Source organism: Halorubellus litoreus, from assembly GCF_037081675.1.
GTDB classification, from domain to species: domain Archaea; phylum Halobacteriota; class Halobacteria; order Halobacteriales; family Natrialbaceae; genus Halorubellus; species Halorubellus litoreus.
Genome location: NZ_JAZAQL010000001.1, coordinates 248,171 through 262,893, shown reverse-complemented (window position 1 = coordinate 262,893; position 14,723 = coordinate 248,171). Strand labels below are relative to the sequence as shown.

Annotated in this window: 15 protein-coding genes; 8 read left to right on the top strand and 7 right to left on the bottom strand. The window is 68.8% G+C overall.

Annotation, left to right across the window (positions count from 1 at the left end):
• The first annotated feature begins 118 nt into the window (after positions 1–118).
• A complete protein-coding gene (locus VYJ16_RS01365) occupies positions 119–1,048 on the top strand; it encodes a carotenoid biosynthesis protein (protein WP_336348531.1) in 930 nt (309 codons plus the stop codon).
• Here the strand turns inward: VYJ16_RS01365 and VYJ16_RS01360 are convergent.
• The gene (locus VYJ16_RS01360; protein ID WP_336348530.1) at positions 1,045–2,250 is read right to left on the bottom strand and encodes a M20 family metallopeptidase; all 1,206 of its coding nucleotides are present in this window, start codon (positions 2,248–2,250) and stop codon (positions 1,045–1,047) included. The genes VYJ16_RS01365 and VYJ16_RS01360 overlap by 4 nt on opposite strands.
• A gap of 61 nt (positions 2,251–2,311) precedes the next feature.
• Here VYJ16_RS01360 and VYJ16_RS01355 point away from each other — a divergent pair, with 61 nt between their 5' ends.
• Entirely contained in the window at positions 2,312–3,298 is a 987-nt protein-coding gene (locus tag VYJ16_RS01355; protein ID WP_336348529.1) for a DUF368 domain-containing protein, read from the top strand.
• A gap of 107 nt (positions 3,299–3,405) precedes the next feature.
• On the opposite strand, the gene VYJ16_RS01350 is transcribed toward VYJ16_RS01355, so the two are convergent.
• A complete protein-coding gene (locus tag VYJ16_RS01350) occupies positions 3,406–5,034 on the bottom strand; it encodes a protoglobin domain-containing protein (RefSeq protein ID WP_379761974.1) in 1,629 nt (542 codons plus the stop codon).
• A 147-nt stretch (positions 5,035–5,181) separates the two neighbouring features.
• Between VYJ16_RS01350 and VYJ16_RS01345 the strand changes: the two genes are divergently transcribed.
• A complete protein-coding gene (locus VYJ16_RS01345) occupies positions 5,182–7,056 on the top strand; it encodes a PINc/VapC family ATPase (RefSeq protein ID WP_336348527.1) in 1,875 nt (624 codons plus the stop codon).
• A 27-nt stretch (positions 7,057–7,083) separates the two neighbouring features.
• Here VYJ16_RS01345 and VYJ16_RS01340 read toward each other — a convergent pair whose 3' ends face one another.
• Positions 7,084–7,374 carry a winged helix-turn-helix transcriptional regulator gene (locus VYJ16_RS01340; RefSeq protein ID WP_379761778.1) on the bottom strand — a complete coding sequence of 97 codons (291 nt, stop codon included), beginning with the start codon at positions 7,372–7,374 and terminating at the stop codon, positions 7,084–7,086.
• A gap of 142 nt (positions 7,375–7,516) precedes the next feature.
• Between VYJ16_RS01340 and VYJ16_RS01335 the strand changes: the two genes are divergently transcribed.
• Positions 7,517–7,900 (top strand): EMC6-like membrane protein, encoded by a 384-nt coding sequence (locus VYJ16_RS01335; protein WP_336348525.1) that lies wholly within the window; start codon positions 7,517–7,519, stop codon positions 7,898–7,900.
• A gap of 1 nt (position 7,901) precedes the next feature.
• Positions 7,902–9,716 (top strand): ribosome biogenesis/translation initiation ATPase RLI, encoded by a 1,815-nt coding sequence (locus VYJ16_RS01330; RefSeq protein ID WP_336348524.1) that lies wholly within the window; start codon positions 7,902–7,904, stop codon positions 9,714–9,716.
• An 89-nt stretch (positions 9,717–9,805) separates the two neighbouring features.
• On the opposite strand, the gene VYJ16_RS01325 is transcribed toward VYJ16_RS01330, so the two are convergent.
• Both VYJ16_RS01325 and VYJ16_RS01320 read right to left on the bottom strand, forming a co-directional pair.
• Positions 9,806–10,486 (bottom strand): hypothetical protein, encoded by a 681-nt coding sequence (locus VYJ16_RS01325; RefSeq protein ID WP_336348523.1) that lies wholly within the window; start codon positions 10,484–10,486, stop codon positions 9,806–9,808.
• Between the two features lies 1 nt (position 10,487).
• Positions 10,488–11,009, bottom strand: coding sequence for an archaemetzincin family Zn-dependent metalloprotease (locus VYJ16_RS01320; RefSeq protein ID WP_336348522.1), 522 nt, complete (start codon positions 11,007–11,009; stop codon positions 10,488–10,490).
• A gap of 39 nt (positions 11,010–11,048) precedes the next feature.
• Here VYJ16_RS01320 and VYJ16_RS01315 point away from each other — a divergent pair, with 39 nt between their 5' ends.
• On the top strand, positions 11,049–11,486 hold the full coding sequence (locus tag VYJ16_RS01315; protein WP_336348521.1) for a UPF0146 family protein: 438 nt from the start codon (positions 11,049–11,051) through the stop codon (positions 11,484–11,486).
• Positions 11,487–11,519: 33 nt separating this feature from the next.
• Here VYJ16_RS01315 and VYJ16_RS01310 read toward each other — a convergent pair whose 3' ends face one another.
• Together VYJ16_RS01310 and VYJ16_RS01305 are read right to left on the bottom strand one after the other, a co-directional pair.
• The gene (locus VYJ16_RS01310) at positions 11,520–11,939 is read right to left on the bottom strand and encodes a Rieske (2Fe-2S) protein (RefSeq protein ID WP_336348520.1); all 420 of its coding nucleotides are present in this window, start codon (positions 11,937–11,939) and stop codon (positions 11,520–11,522) included.
• An 88-nt stretch (positions 11,940–12,027) separates the two neighbouring features.
• Positions 12,028–12,333, bottom strand: coding sequence for a transcriptional regulator (locus VYJ16_RS01305; protein WP_336348519.1), 306 nt, complete (start codon positions 12,331–12,333; stop codon positions 12,028–12,030).
• Positions 12,334–12,391: 58 nt separating this feature from the next.
• On the opposite strand from VYJ16_RS01305, the gene VYJ16_RS01300 reads away from it, so the two are divergent.
• Together VYJ16_RS01300 and VYJ16_RS01295 are read left to right on the top strand one after the other, a co-directional pair.
• On the top strand, positions 12,392–13,672 hold the full coding sequence (locus tag VYJ16_RS01300; RefSeq protein ID WP_336348518.1) for a hypothetical protein: 1,281 nt from the start codon (positions 12,392–12,394) through the stop codon (positions 13,670–13,672).
• A gap of 82 nt (positions 13,673–13,754) precedes the next feature.
• Positions 13,755–14,723, top strand: coding sequence for a nucleotidyltransferase family protein (locus VYJ16_RS01295; RefSeq protein WP_336348517.1), 969 nt, complete (start codon positions 13,755–13,757; stop codon positions 14,721–14,723).

Genomic DNA, 14,723 nt, shown 5'->3' with positions numbered 1-14,723 from the left:
GCCGTCGTCAGGTCAAGAAACCATGGTTTCCGGAGCGACCATCCCAGTCGCGGCGGTGGCGACGCCACTGGGGCCGCCGACCCGGTGACTTATGAACCACTCCGTCGTGGTTGCCGGTATGCTCTCGCCGTACGCGAGCTTCGAGGTGCTCGCGCTCGTCACCGCCAGCCTCTGTGGCGTGCACGCGTACCGGACCAACGACCTCCCGTTCTTCGCCACGTCGGTCGTCTACGGGCTCGTCCTGGAGAAACTCGTCGTCGTCGGGTTCGAGGACTACACGTACCCCGCCGCGCGGTTCGTCGACGTCCTCGGCATCCCAGTCGCCATCGGGCTCGGGTGGAGCGTCGTCCTGTACGCGGGCTACGAGACCGCGAGACGCTGGGAGATATCGCCGCCGGCTCGTGCGGCGTTCGTCGCGCTGTTCGTGCTCCACGTCGACCTGGCGCTGGACGCTGTCGCCATCCGCTTCCAGCCCGTCGGCTTCTGGACGTGGACGCCCGCCGGCGAGTACTTCGGCGTGCCGCTCGGGAACTTCTTCGGGTGGTTCGCGGTCGGGTTCCTGTTCGTCGCGGTGTACGACGTCGCGCTCGCTCGCGCCGGCGACGCCGATTGGACCGAGGGCGTGGACGCGGTCCGGACGCGCACCGTCGCGGCAGCGGTGACGCTCGTCGCCGCGTCCGCGCTCATCTACGCGGCGATGCTCGCGTGGGACGTCGTGACGGTCGAATCGACGGTGCGGAAGGCGGTCGTTCTCGGCGCGTGCATGGTCGCGGCGGCGGTCGCGGTCGTGCGCTCGGGTGCGTCGCTCCGCCAGCCAGCGGCGCTCCCGTCGTTCGCGGTGTTCCTGACGCACGGCTACTTCCTCGCGGCACTGCTCTGGTTGGGCGTCCACGGGAGACAGCCGTTCCTGCTCGCGATGAGTCTCGCGATGCTCGCCGTCGCCGCCGCGCTCCACGTCGTCCCTGCCATCGTCGACGACCCGGACGGCCGCGCGGACGGGGACGCGGGACAGGCCGGCGAGGACGCGGCGACGCGACCGTCGCGCTAGGCGAACCGCGTTCCGGCGACGCGCTCGTAGATGCGCCGGCAGCGCTCGAGGACAGCGACGCTCGCGCTCTCGCCGTCGGTGTGCGCTTCGCCGGGTTCGGCGACGCCACAGACCACGCACTCCGTGCCGGCGCGGTCGTCGAGCCAGCCGGCGTCGGTCGCGTGCGGCTTCGAGACGTGCTCGGGGGAGTCGTCCTGGACGGCGTCGGCGGCCGCGAGCACGGCGTCCGCGAACGCGTCGTCGCCACACCGCATCGGCGGGAGGTCCTGGTCGACGCGCACGGAGACGCCGTCGACGGCCTCGACGCGCCCGACGTCGGCGCGCTCGCCCGGCACCGTGCGTTCGTCGACCGTCACCTCGCAACTATCGGGGACGACGTTCCACGCGCTCCCGCCCGCTATCTCCGTGACGACGACGCTCCCCGAGAGCGTCTCACCGGCGACGTCGACGGTCGGCCACGCGAGGTCCCGGAGGACGTCGACCGCGTCCGTCGCCCGATAGATGGCGTTCTCGCCCGCGTCCGGCTCGCTCGCGTGCGCCGCCGCACCCGTCGCCTCGACGGTCACTGCCCGCCGGCCCTTGTGCGCGACCGCGACGTCCGTCACGCCCGGCGCGGAGTACCCCGTCGACCCCTCGCCGACGACCGACCACGTCGGCGCGAACCCGTCCGCGATGGCCGCACGACAGCCCTCGCCGCCGACCTCCTCGCCGACGAACGACGCGAACACCAGGTCGCGGTCGGGTGCGTCCTCGCCCGTGAGGTCGGCGTCGCGGAACGCGAGCATCGCCGCCGCGACCGCGCCCTTCATGTCCGCCGTCCCGCGACCGCGAACTCGACGGTCGCCGTCCACGACCTCGCACGTCATCGTCCCGTCGTCGTCGACCTGCGCGTCCGCGGGGTCGACGACGTCGTGGTGGCCGACGAACGCGAGCGTCTCCCGGTCACCAGCCGTCACGTCGCCCGCGTCGACCAGGTCGTCGAGATGCGGTGCGTCACCGGGCGTCCGGCACGCGAACACGTTCCCGTGCTCGTCTCGCAGCACCGTTCCGGGTGCGTGCTCACGTAGCCAGGCCTCGACGCGGTCGCCCGCGACCGACTCCGCGTCCGCGACCGGCACCGAGACTAATTCCCTGGTCAACTCGACGACCTCGGGGAGCGACTCGCCGTCCGCCGTACTGCCAGCGCCGTTCGCGTCGTCCATGCCGTTGACTGTGCGGTGACTCCACAAGAGGTTTCTCCGCGCTCTCGTAACCACCGTTCGAATGACCGACGACGCTGACGGACTCTCCATCCGCGTGCTCCTCATCGGCCTCTGCATGGGAACCGCCGACGCCGTTCCCGGCGTCTCCGGCGGCACCATCGCGCTGCTGGCCGGCATCTACGACCGACTCATCGACGGCATCACGAACGTGACGCCCGACGCCGGCGTTCGCGCGCTCCGCGCCACCGTCTCCCTCGACGCGAGCGGCGTCTGGGCGGTCGTCGAGGAGACCGACGCGCTGTTCCTCGGGACGCTCGGCGTCGGCATCGCCGGCGCGCTCGTCCTCGTCTCCCGAGCCGTCCACTTCGCCGAGATCAACTACCCCGTCGCACTCTTCGGGTTCTTCTTCGGGCTCATCCTCGCGAGCGCGATCGTCCTCTCTCGCCAGATCAGTCTCGACACCACCCGGCACGCCACCGCCGCCGCAGCCGGGTTCGTCGTCGCGTTCGCGCTCTCCGGGAACGTCGAACTGCTCGCCGGACAGGGCCTCCTCCTCACCTTCGTAGCGGGGACCGTCGCCATCAGCGCGATGATCCTCCCCGGCATCTCGGGCGCACTCATCCTCGTCGTCCTCGGTCAGTACACGTACCTCACGGAGACGCTGTCGACGTTCACCGACGCCCTCCTCGCGCTCGTCACCGGCGGCGGGCTCGCGCGCGTCGTCGACCTCGGGACGGTCGTCGGCGTGTTCCTCGTCGGCGCCGCCGTCGGCCTCTTCACCGTCGCTCGCCTCGTCGACCGCGCGCTCGAAGCCGACCGCCAGACGACGATGGCCTTCCTCGTCGCGCTCGTCGCCGGCGCGCTCCGCGCCCCCGTCAACGAGGTGTCGACGCGCGACGGTCTCGCGTGGACGAACGACGTCCTCGTCCAGTTCGCGGTCGTCGCCGCCATCGGCGCCGTCCTCCTGTTCGCGCTCGACCGATACGCCGTCGACCTCGACCTCGACGACGGCGCGGACGTCGACGTCGCCGTCGACGACGCCCGCTGACCGCCACAGACGAACCACCGAACCCAGTTTCACGCACCACCGAACCCAGTTTCACGCACCACCGAACCCAGTTTCACGCACCACCGAACCCAGTTTCACGCAGCCAGTCAGACGCGCTCGTAGACGCGCTCCTCCTCGCCGACCGCATCCGTCGACAGCTTCTCGACAGCCGACGCGACGTGGCGCGCGCTCTCGGCCTGCTGCTCGCTCGCCGCCGCCACCGACGCCGCCTCCGCGGCGACCGCGTCCGCAGCGTCCGCGAGGTCCTCGACCGTCTCCGACACCGCCGTCACCGACCGCGCCTGCTGGTCCGCCGCCGCCGCGACCTCCTGCATGCCCGACGCCGACTCCGCGACTGCGCCCTCCACGTCCTCGAGCGAATCCAGCGCCGCCGCGACCTGGTCGTGGCTCTCGTCGACCTGGTCGCTCGCCGTCTCGACCACGCGACGGGTCGCCGCCGCCTCCTCGCGGACCGCCGTCGCCGCCTCGTCGACGTCCGCCAGGTCGCCGCGCGTCTGCGAGACGAACGACTCCAGTTCGGACGCGATGGTCGCGACCGGCCCGCTCCCGCGCTCGCGCTCGGCCTCCACCTTCGCGTTCGTCGCGAGCACCGCCGTCCGGTCCACGACGCCGTCGACGCGGTCGACGACCTCCTCGATGTCCGCCGCGCGCGACTCGACGGTCTCCGCGGCGTCGTGGAGCCGGTCCGTCGCGTCCGCGACCGCCTCGAGCGCCGTCATCGCGCTCGCCGCCGCGTCCACGCCGTCCTCGGCGACGCCGGACGCGCGCTCGCTCGTCTCCCGGACGTCCGCCGCGACCGACGCGACCTCCTCCGCGGCCGCACTCACCTCCTCCAGGTCCGCCGCCGCGTCCGCCACCCCGTCAGCCTGCGTCTCCGTGTGCTCCTGGATGGTCGTCGCGCTGTCAGCGACCGACGCCGACGACGCCTCAAGTTGCTCGACGGGCGGCTGCACCGCCTCCTCGACCTCCGCGGCGAGCGCCTGCTGGCGGTCGATGGCGCGCTCCAGGCGGCGACTGTACGAGTCGACGTACGTGTCGCTCGCCACCTGGAGGTCGAGGTTCAGGATGCGAAGCACCGCGAGCACGTCCTGCATCCCGTCGTGGATCGCGTCACGGACCGTCGCCTCCAGGGACTCGTCGAGCCCCTCGTGGTCGTCGTCGCCGCCGAGCCCGCGGAGCGCGCCCACGACGCGCTCCAGGCCGCCCTCGGCCGCCTCGCGCTCCTCGACCCACTCCTCGATGGCGTCGACGACCTGGCCCTGCACGCGCTCGTCCACTCGCGACAGGATGAGGTCGTAGTACAGGCCGTACTGGCCGACGTACTGCTTCAGGGGCATGTCCAGGATCTCGTGGAGCTTCCCGATGCGCGCCCGGTTCGTGAAGTACTCGTCGTCGTAGTCGCCGGTCGCGAGCGACACCAGGTACGCCTTCTGCGTGCGCTTCAGGTCCTCGACGCCCTTCGGCGACCGCTCGATGATGCGCGTCGTCTGCTCGTGCGCCGTGAGGTTGTCGTAGAACGCGTCCGCGATAGCGTCCTGGTTCTCGCGCAGCAGCGGTTCCAGGTCCTCGAGCCGACGTTCGTCCTCGTCGTCGAACCCGATGAACGTCTTCCGCCACGCGATCTCCTCGTCGTCCAACCCTATCTGGTCTGTGAGCGAGTCCGCCTCGACGAACCGATTCAACCCACCCAGGCCGAACTCCATCGACGGGTCCATGCGCGAGGTCACGTCGTCGACGAACGACAGTCCCCCGCTCGTTCCCACGTCGCTGGAATCCACGCGGACAGCCGCCCGCGACCCCGAGACTCCGTGGCACCGACCAACGGACCACCCTTTTAAACAGCGAGGCCCGTAGGGTCGAGCATGAACGTAGTCCCGGACACGAGCGTGGTCGTCGACGGCCGCGTGTCCGCGAAGATCGACGACGGCACGTACCAGGGTGCGACCATCATGGTGCCCGAGGCCGTCGTCGCCGAACTCGAAGCGCAGGCCAACGCAGGCCACGACACCGGCTGGGCGGGCCTGGAGGAACTGCAGCGACTCGCCGAACGCGCCGACGACGGCGTCATCGAACTATCCTACATCGGCGAGCGCCCCGACGACGTCGCGATCGACGCGGCGAGCGAAGGCGAGATCGACGCGCTCATCCGCGAACTCGCCGAGGACCGCGACGCCGTCTTCCTGACGAGCGACGTCGTCCAGGGCGAGGTCGCGAAGGCGAAAGGCATCGACGTCGACGTCGTCTCCCCCGAGGTCGAGGAACTCGGGACGCTCAACGTCGAGACGTACTTCACCGAGGACACGATGAGCGTCCACCTCAAGGCGGGCGCGGTCCCGAAGGCCAAACGCGGCGAGATCGGCGACATGCATTACGTCCAGATCGCCGACGACCCGCTCGACGAGGCGACGATGGACGAGTACGCGACCGAGATACTCAACGCCGCCAAGGAGGAATCCGACGGGTTCCTCGAACTCTCGAAGACCGGGATGGACATCGTCCAGTTCCGCGACTACCGCATCGCGGTTGCCCGCCCACCGTTCAGTGACGGCATCGAGATAACCGCGGTCCGCCCGATCGCGCTCACCGACATCGACGACTACGACTTCGCCGAGGAACTCAAAGAGCGCCTTCTGGAACGCCAGCGCGGCGTCCTCATCTCCGGGAGTCCGGGCGCGGGGAAGTCGACGTTCGCGCAAGCGGTCGCGAACTACCTGAACGACCACGACTTCTCCGTGAAGACCATGGAGAAACCACGGGACCTCCAGGTGGACGCGGACATCACGCAGTACACCGAACTCGACGGGTCGATGGCGAACACCGCGGACTCGCTCCTGATGGTGCGTCCGGACTACACGATCTACGACGAAGTCCGGAAGACCGACGACTTCGAGGTGTTCGCGGACATGCGGCTCGCTGGCGTCGGGATGCTCGGCGTCGTCCACGCGACGCGCGCCATCGACGCGCTCCAGCGCCTCGTCGGCCGCGTGGAACTCGGGATGATACCCCAGGTGGTCGACACCGTCGTCTACATCGAAGCCGGCGAGGTCGACACGGTGTACGACGTGAACACCGAAGTGAAGGTGCCTCACGGCCTCACCGAGGAGGACCTGGCGCGGCCCGTCATCACGATCAACGACTTCGAGAGCGGCGAACCGAAGTACGAGATCTACACGTTCAACCGCCAGGTCGTCACGGTTCCGCTCGACGACGCGGAGGACGGCGGGAGCGAGACGGGCGTGAACCGCATCGCGAAACAGGAGATCGAGCGCGAGATCCGCTCGATCGCTCGCGGCCACGTCAGCGTCCAGTTGAAGGGCCAGAACACGGCGGTCGTGTACGTCGACGACGACGACATCTCAAGCGTCATCGGGAAGGGCGGCGGCCGCATCCAGGACGTCGAGAACCGCCTCGGTATCGACATCGACGTTCGCACGCACGACGAGAACCCGCACTACGAGACGGGATCAAGTGGTAGTGGTGACAGCGGTAGTAGCGGCCGTGGCGGTGGGGGGTCGACTGGACAACTCACCGAACCGGAGATAACGAGCCGGCACATCGTCGTGCCCGTCGACGGGCACGTCGGCGAGACCGTCGAGGTCCGCGCGGAGGACGAGTACCTGTTCACGGCGACGGTCGGTCGCGGCGGCGAGGTCCAGGTGTCGCGCGGAAGCGCCATCGCGGAGGAGCTAGAGCGCGCCATCGACCGGAAGGCGCCGATAACGGTGCACACGGACTGAGTCCGGAAAAGGCCAGACGAACCGCTCTTATTCGGCGCAGCAGGTCTCGACGTCGCCCTCGGTCTCCCCACCGTCCGCCGCGATGGGTTCGCCCGTCAACTCGTAGAGGCTCTGTCGAGCGTCCGCGAAGTAGACGTCCTGACTGACGAGGTCGATGTCCTGCAGGCGCTCCAACGCATACCGGACCGTTCGCGCCGACAGCATCGACTCCTCGACTATCTGTTTCTGGGTGAGCGGGCCGTCGTACTCGAGTACCTTGTAGACGAGTTTCGCGCTCGGCGGTAGCTCGTCGAGGTCCTCCCCTGAATCACTCATCATTACGAATCGAAACGCCCCTCGCTCTTAAAGATTGACCCGAACCGCGTGTGGGTCACCCCTGGAATCTGACCGTCGACCGCGTCGGGAGCGCGCTCGCACCGAGAGCGAACGGCTTTTGGGGCGACGTCCCGGACGGGACCGTATGGCGACAGAGACGCAGAGCCAACGACAAGCACACGTCCTTGCCGTAACCCGAACCGGCATCGCCGCTGGCCTCGGCGTCGCGGCCGCGTTCGGGTCGTGGTTCCTCACGCAGGACATGACTGCCGCCGCCGCTTCGAAGGACCAGACGGCGCAGCTCATCGTCCTCGCCGCCGTCGTCGTCCAACCCCTCCTCCAGCAAGCCATGGGTATCTACAAGGACGACTTCGGCGCGAAGGACTTCCTGTTCATCCTCCTCATCACGTTCTCGATGTGGTTCGTGACGTGGACGGTCATCCTCACCTCCGACGCGCACGCCGCGGCGGCCGCCAACGAGGCGCTCGCGTCCGGAGCGAAGCACGCACTCCCCGGCCTGTTCTCCTAAGATGGCCGACGATAGCATCGCGGTCGTGGACCTGGAACGCTGCCAGCCCGACCGCTGTAACTACGAGTGCAAGAACTTCTGTCCGCCGAACCGCACGGGCAAGGAGTGCATCACCGTCCGCGGCGAGGACGCCGAGGACGGGAAACCCGACCAGGTCCGCATCAGCGAGGAGATCTGTCTCGGGGAGACCTGCGGTATCTGCGTCGAGAAGTGTCCGTTCGACGCGATCGAGATCATCAACCTCCCGAGCGAACTCGAGGAGCATCCCGCGCATCGGTACGGCGAGAACGCGTTCTCGCTGTACGGGCTGCCGACGCCCCAGCAGGGACAGGTGACTGGTATCCTCGGCCCGAACGGCATCGGGAAGACGACCGCGGTCCGCATCCTCGCGGGCGAACTCATGCCGAACCTCGGCGAGTACGCGGACCCGCCGGACTTCGAGGCGGTGCTCGACGAGTACCGCGGCACCGAGAAGCAGACGTACCTCGAGCGGCTCGACGAAGGGGACCTGTCGGTGTCGCGGAAACCGCAGTACGTCGACGAGATTCCCTCGCAGTTCGACGGCGTCACGCGCGAACTCCTCGAGGCGACCGACGAACGCGGCGTCCTCGACGAACTCGTCGAACGGATGGAGATCGGGCCCGTGATGGACCAGTCCATCGACAGCCTCTCCGGTGGCGAACTCCAGCGCGTCGCCATCATCGCGTGTCTCGCTCGCGACGCTGACTTCTACTTCCTCGACGAGATCACGCCGTACCTCGACATCGGGCAGCGCGTCACCGCGGCGCGCATCATCCGCGAGCTCGCGGACGAGGGCGAGAAGTCGATGCTCGTCGTCGAGCACGACCTCGCCATCCTCGACCTCCTCGCAGACAACCTCAACATCGCGTACGGTGAACCCGGCGCGTACGGTGTCGTCACGGACCCGAAGAGCGTCCGGAACGGCATCAACGAGTACCTCAAGGGCTACCTCGAGAACGAGAACATGCGCGTTCGCCCGAACGCCATCAAGTTCGAGGAGCACGCACCGCGGCCCGTCGAGAAGGGCCAGGTGCTCGCGGAGTACCCCGACATGGAGATGAGCTACGGCGAAGGCGAGTTCAGTCTCTCCGTCGACGGCGGCGCCATCCGCGAGAACGAGGTGCTGGGTATCGTCGGCCCGAACGGCATCGGGAAGTCGACGTTCGCCAAGATGCTCGCGGGGAACCTCGAACCGACGAGCGGCGACGTCGACGTGGACCTCGACATCTCCTACAAGCCCCAGTACATCGACATCGCGCAACCGATGCGCGTCGACGTGTTCCTCCAGTCCATCACCGACCAGTTCGGGTCGAGCTACTGGGACACCGAGATCGCCCAACCCTTGCAGTTGAACCGCATCATGGAGCAGAACCTCGAGGACCTCTCCGGTGGCGAGCGCCAGCGCGTCGCCATCGCCGCGTGTCTCTCGGAGGACGCCGACCTCTACCTGCTCGACGAACCGTCGGCGCATCTGGACGTCGAACAGCGCGTGCAGGCGACGCGAGCCATCCGCCGGTACGCCGAACGCCAGGACGCGACCGTGATGGTCATCGACCACGACATCTACATGATCGACCTGCTCGCGGACCGCCTGCAGGTCTTCGAGGGCGAACCCGCCAAGCACGGGCACGCGACGCCACCCCAGGAGATGCGGTCGGGGATGAACGAGTTCCTCTCGAACCTCGGCGTGACGTTCCGGCGCGACGAACGCACGAAGCGTCCGCGCGTCAACAAGCCCGGGAGTCAACTCGACAAACAGCAGCGGAAGGACGGCGAGTACTACTACGCGAACTAGCCTGTCGCCTCGCGTTTCTCGCCCGGCGTTTCTCGCTCGCGTCACGTCTCGCTTCCGTTACGTCTCGCTTCCGTTACGTCTCGCTTCCGTTACGTCTCGTGAGCGTCGTCGTCGACGTCGCGTCGGCGAACGAACGACCCGACCTCGTCGAGGAACGCGCCGACGTCGTCGTGCGCGTCCGCGAACTCGACGAGCGTGCCGTCAGCGCCACCGCGAGAGACCCACACGAGGTCGGTCGTCGCGCGAGCGAGGTAACACGCGCTATCGCCGGGTTCGGTGAGTTCGCCGAACTGGCGAACGCGCGCCGTGAGGCGGTCGCGGACCGATGCCGGTGACGCGTTCGATGCGTGCGTGACGGTGACCCGGCCGTCGTCGACGTGCACGACCGCGTCGACCGGTGACCGGGCGAGCGACCGACAGAGGTCGACGAGCACGTCGTCGTCGTAGCTCGCAACGTCCGTGAACGCCGCGAACGCGTCCTCGTTCGCCGCGCGCAGACTCCGCGTATCCACTCGCCGCATGTACTTCTGCGCCAGGTCCTTGGCGGCGGCGAACGTCTCGCCTTCCCCGAGCGTCATCGGGACCGACGGCTCCGGGTCGAGGATGCGATGCACGCGCACCACGTACCCCACGGGCTTCTTCTGGCTCGCTCGACCGGACGCGCGCTCGTACCGCGGGAGCACGCTCACCGTGAGGTTCCGTCGGTCGTAGAAGTACTCCGCACCGTGGCGTCCCTCGTACTCTCGGTGCCAGCCAGCGGGCAACGCCATCTCAGAGGACTTGACGCTGGCACGTCCCGCAGAGCGTCTCCTCCTTCACGTCGACCTCGCGAACGGTCGGCGAGAAGTTCATCACGCAGCGTTTGTTGTCGCAGTGCTCGAGCCCCATCGTGTGCCCGATCTCGTGCACGATCTCCTTCCGGATTCGGTTCTGGAAGACGTCGCCGTCGTCGGTCTCCGCGAGTCCGCCGTCGCTCGACGTCTGCAGGCGGTACGTGGAGACGACGCTCCCGCTCCCGTCGAGGTACGCGAGCCCGAACACGTAGTTCCGCCGGCGATAGAAGAGGTCCTCGGCGGTGATCGCGATGTTCTTGTCGCCCGAGCCTTCGCGTTCGGCGAGCTGGATGAACTCCTCGGCGGCGTACTGTTTGCGCTGCGTGTCGTAGGCTTCCTTCGGTGACGGCTGGGGTTCGTGGACGCTCACGTCGCAGCCGTAGACCGACCTGAGTCCCTCGGAGGCGGCGCGCTTGACGTGCGCCGGCACCTCCCCGACAGGGACGATGTCGACGAGCATGCGCTACCGTTAGATACCTCCACGTATAAACATCCCGGCGTGGGAACACGAGACGCGGTCGTCGCGGCGCTCGCGGACCGCCTGGAATCGTACGACGTGGTGGTGGAGGTCGGCGTGGGCGAGCGACCGGACGTGGCGGCCGCGCTCGCCGAGCGCGGCGTGGCGGTGACGGCGACGGACGTCACCGAACCGCGCCGGGTCGCGGACGGGTCGTTCCCGGAGGGCGTCGCGTTCGTTCGCGACGACGTCACCGACCCCGACCCCGGGGTGTACGCTGACGCGGACGTCGTGTACGCGCTGAACTGTCCGCCGGAACTCCAGCGGCCGCTCGTCGACGTCGCTCGCGACGTCGGCGTGGACGCGGCGTTCACGACCCTCGGCGCGGACCCCGCGGTCGTCCCCGCGGCCGCCGAAGCGCTCCCTGGCGTCCGCGAGACGCTGTACGTCGCGAGCGCTCGCGGCGGTCCCGGACCGTGAACGCCTGCCTGCGGTCGCTCCCGAACTGACGTCCTACCCCCACTCGGGGTTCGACTCGGACGCACTCGGGCCCGCGTCGTCGTCGAGCGGGCCGTCGCCGACGTACTCGTAGGTGTCGTCGACGAGGTAGACGTCGCCGTCGCGCTCCGCGATACCGACCTCGTCGAGCACCGCGCCCTGGCACGGCCCGTACGTGCAGACGCCGGAGTCCGCCTCGAACATCGCCGCGTGGTTCTGGCAGACGAGTTCGCCGTCGCGCATCGGCGCACCGTCGCCCTTGTCGATGCGGATGTGCCGGAAGTGCATGCAGCGGTTCAGGTACGCGACGACGCCGTCGCTCACCTTCGTGAGCATCGCCTCGTCCACCTCGCCGTCGCCGTCTCGCACCCGGAACAGGTGCGTCGACGCGACGGGTACCTCCTCGACGCTCGCCACCCGCGTCCCCTCTGTCATCGCCCGGAGGTAGAGGGGCGCGCGGGTATCGGGCTTACGGTCGTTCCCGGTCGCCACTCGAGTACGGTCGGCTGACGGTGCTACCCGCTCAGGGACTGGCGTCGATGACGAACGCGGGCTCCTCGATGCCCTCGTGCTTGCATTCCGGGCAGCGAGACGGTCGGTTCAGGAGGTCGTCGAAGTCGCTGAACCCGCACTCGACGCACTCCGGTGGGGCGACGAGTAACTCCTCGTCGTCGTCGCTTCCCGCGACCGTCTGCGAGATGTGCTCGACGTGCCGGAGCGCGGCGCCGGCTGTCACTTCGAACTCCGTCGCCAGCGCACTCGGCGTGGCGGGGTCGTCGCGGAGTCGGTCGGTCATGCGCTGCCGCGTGGTCGCCTCGGCCTCGCGCATACCTCCCGTTTCGAGACCGGTGGATAAACGTCTTGTTGCGGCCTCCCCACACTGCGGTATGCACAGACGGCGTCTCCTCGCTGCCGCCGCGAGCGCCACGGCCCTCGGCGCGCTCGCGGGCTGTCAGGGCGCGTTCCCGACCGAGGACGCGACCACGACGCCGCGCTCGTCGACCCTCCCGGCGGACGTCTCGACCGGTGACGTCGCCTACACGTACGGCCAGCCGTCGGGGAACCGCGTCGCCGACGGCGCCGGGGACGTGACCGCGACGGAACCCGTCTCCGTGGGTCTCTCCGGGACGCCAGCGTGGCTCGTCGGCGCTCCCGACCCCTCCGGCGACGGCACGAAGTGGGTGGTCGCACTCGAGGACGGGACGCTCGAAGCGGTCCGCGTCGTCGACGGGGACGCCACGGTCGCGGCCGTCTCGCCACCGTCACTCCCCGCGGGCACCCCGCCGGCGTTCGACGCGCACGCGAATCGCGTCCTCGCCCCACCGCGGGGGACGTCGACGCTCACGCACCCGACCCCGACGCCTGCGGGAACGGTCGCGGTCCGGGCCGACGGCTCCCTTCAGGTCGGCGACCGGACTCACGAGGTCGACCCGCTCCCGGACGCTCGCGTGGTGGTCGGGGACGAGCACGCGGTCGTCCTCGCGGGCGCCACGCGCCAGTACGACCACGGCGCGCTCGGCGACGGCGTCGAAGCGAGCGATATCGCGACCATCTCGCTCCAAGACGGCAGCGTCTCGACGTTCCCGGTCGGTCGCGGCGTCGTCGAAGGCACCAGCCCCATCCTCGCGGACGTCACCGGCGACGGCACCGAATCGATCCTCGTCACCGAGAGCGACGCTGACGCCGGCGCGCGCATCGTCGCGTACGACCACGACGGGCGCGTGGTCGCTCGCGGCCCCGCGGTCGGTTCGGGGTACCGCTGGCGGCACCAGCTCGCGGTCGCTCCCTTCCATCCCGACGGCGTCCCCGAGGTCGCGGTCGTGAAGACGCCACACATCGGCGGGACCGTCGAGTTCTACCGTCGAGACGGCGAGACGTTCCGGCTCGTCGCGACCGCAGACGGCTACTCGTCGCACGCGCTCGGGTCGCGGAACCTCGACGGCGCTCGCGCGTTCGACGTCGACGGCGACGGCACCCCGGAACTCGTCGTCCCGACCGACGACCGCCTGTCGCTCGCCGTCCTCTCCCGGACCGACGACGGCGTCCGACGCTCCGGAGTGCTCGACCCACCCGCGACCATCCGGGGGAACCTCGCCACCGCCACCGTCGACGGCACGACGACGCTCGCCGCCACCACCACCGACCTCCTCACCGTCTGGTCGCGCTAAGGACGGCATATGGCGCCGCTACATGCCAATCGACCGAGAGGGAAGGACAAAGGTCTTGAAAGGGGACGGAGAACTCGGGGGTATGCAAGCAGTCGTGCTCGCGGGTGGTTACGCCACTCGCATGTGGCCGATCACGAAACACCGACCGAAGATGTTCCTCCCGGTCGGTGACTCGACGGTCATCGACCAGATCTTCGCGGAACTCGAGGAGGACGACCGCATCACGGACGTCTACGTCTCCACGAACGAACGGTTCGCGGGCGACTTCGAGACGTACCTCGCCGAGAGCGAGTTCGAGAAGCCAGTGCTCTCCGTCGAGGATACGACCGGCGAGGACGAGAAGTTCGGCGTCATCGGCGCGCTCGCCCAGCTCGTCGACCGCGAAGGCGTCGACGACGACCTCGTCGTCGTCGCCGGCGACAACCTCATCAGTTTCGACATCTCCGAGTTCATCGACTTCTTCGAGGCGAAGGACGCGCCGTCGCTCGCCGCGTACGACGTCGGGTCGAAGGAACGCGCGAAGTCCTACGGGCTCGTCGAACTCGACGGCGACCAGGTCGTCGACTTCCAGGAGAAACCCGAGGACCCGAACAGCACGCTCGTCTCCATCGCGTGCTACGCGTTCACCGCGGAGACCGTCGGCCTCCTCGAGACGTACCTGTCCGGCGACAACAACCCCGACGAGCCCGGGTGGTTCGTGCAGTGGCTGCAGGATCGCGAGGACACGTACGCGTTCACGTTCGACGGCGCGTGGTTCGACATCGGCACGCCCGAATCGTACCTCGAAGCGGTCGCCTGGCATCTGAACGGCGACAACCACATCTCGGAGACCGCGACCCTGAAGAACACGACGCTCGGCGAGAACGTCCACGTCATGGGAGACGCGACCGTCGTCGACAGCCACCTCGACCACTCCGTCGTCTTCTCGGACGCCACCATCACCGCGTGCGACCTCCGGAACTCCATCATCGACGAGCACACGCACCTCGACGACCTCGACCTCGCCGGCGCACTCATCGGGGCACACACGCAGATCTCTAACGGGGAGTAA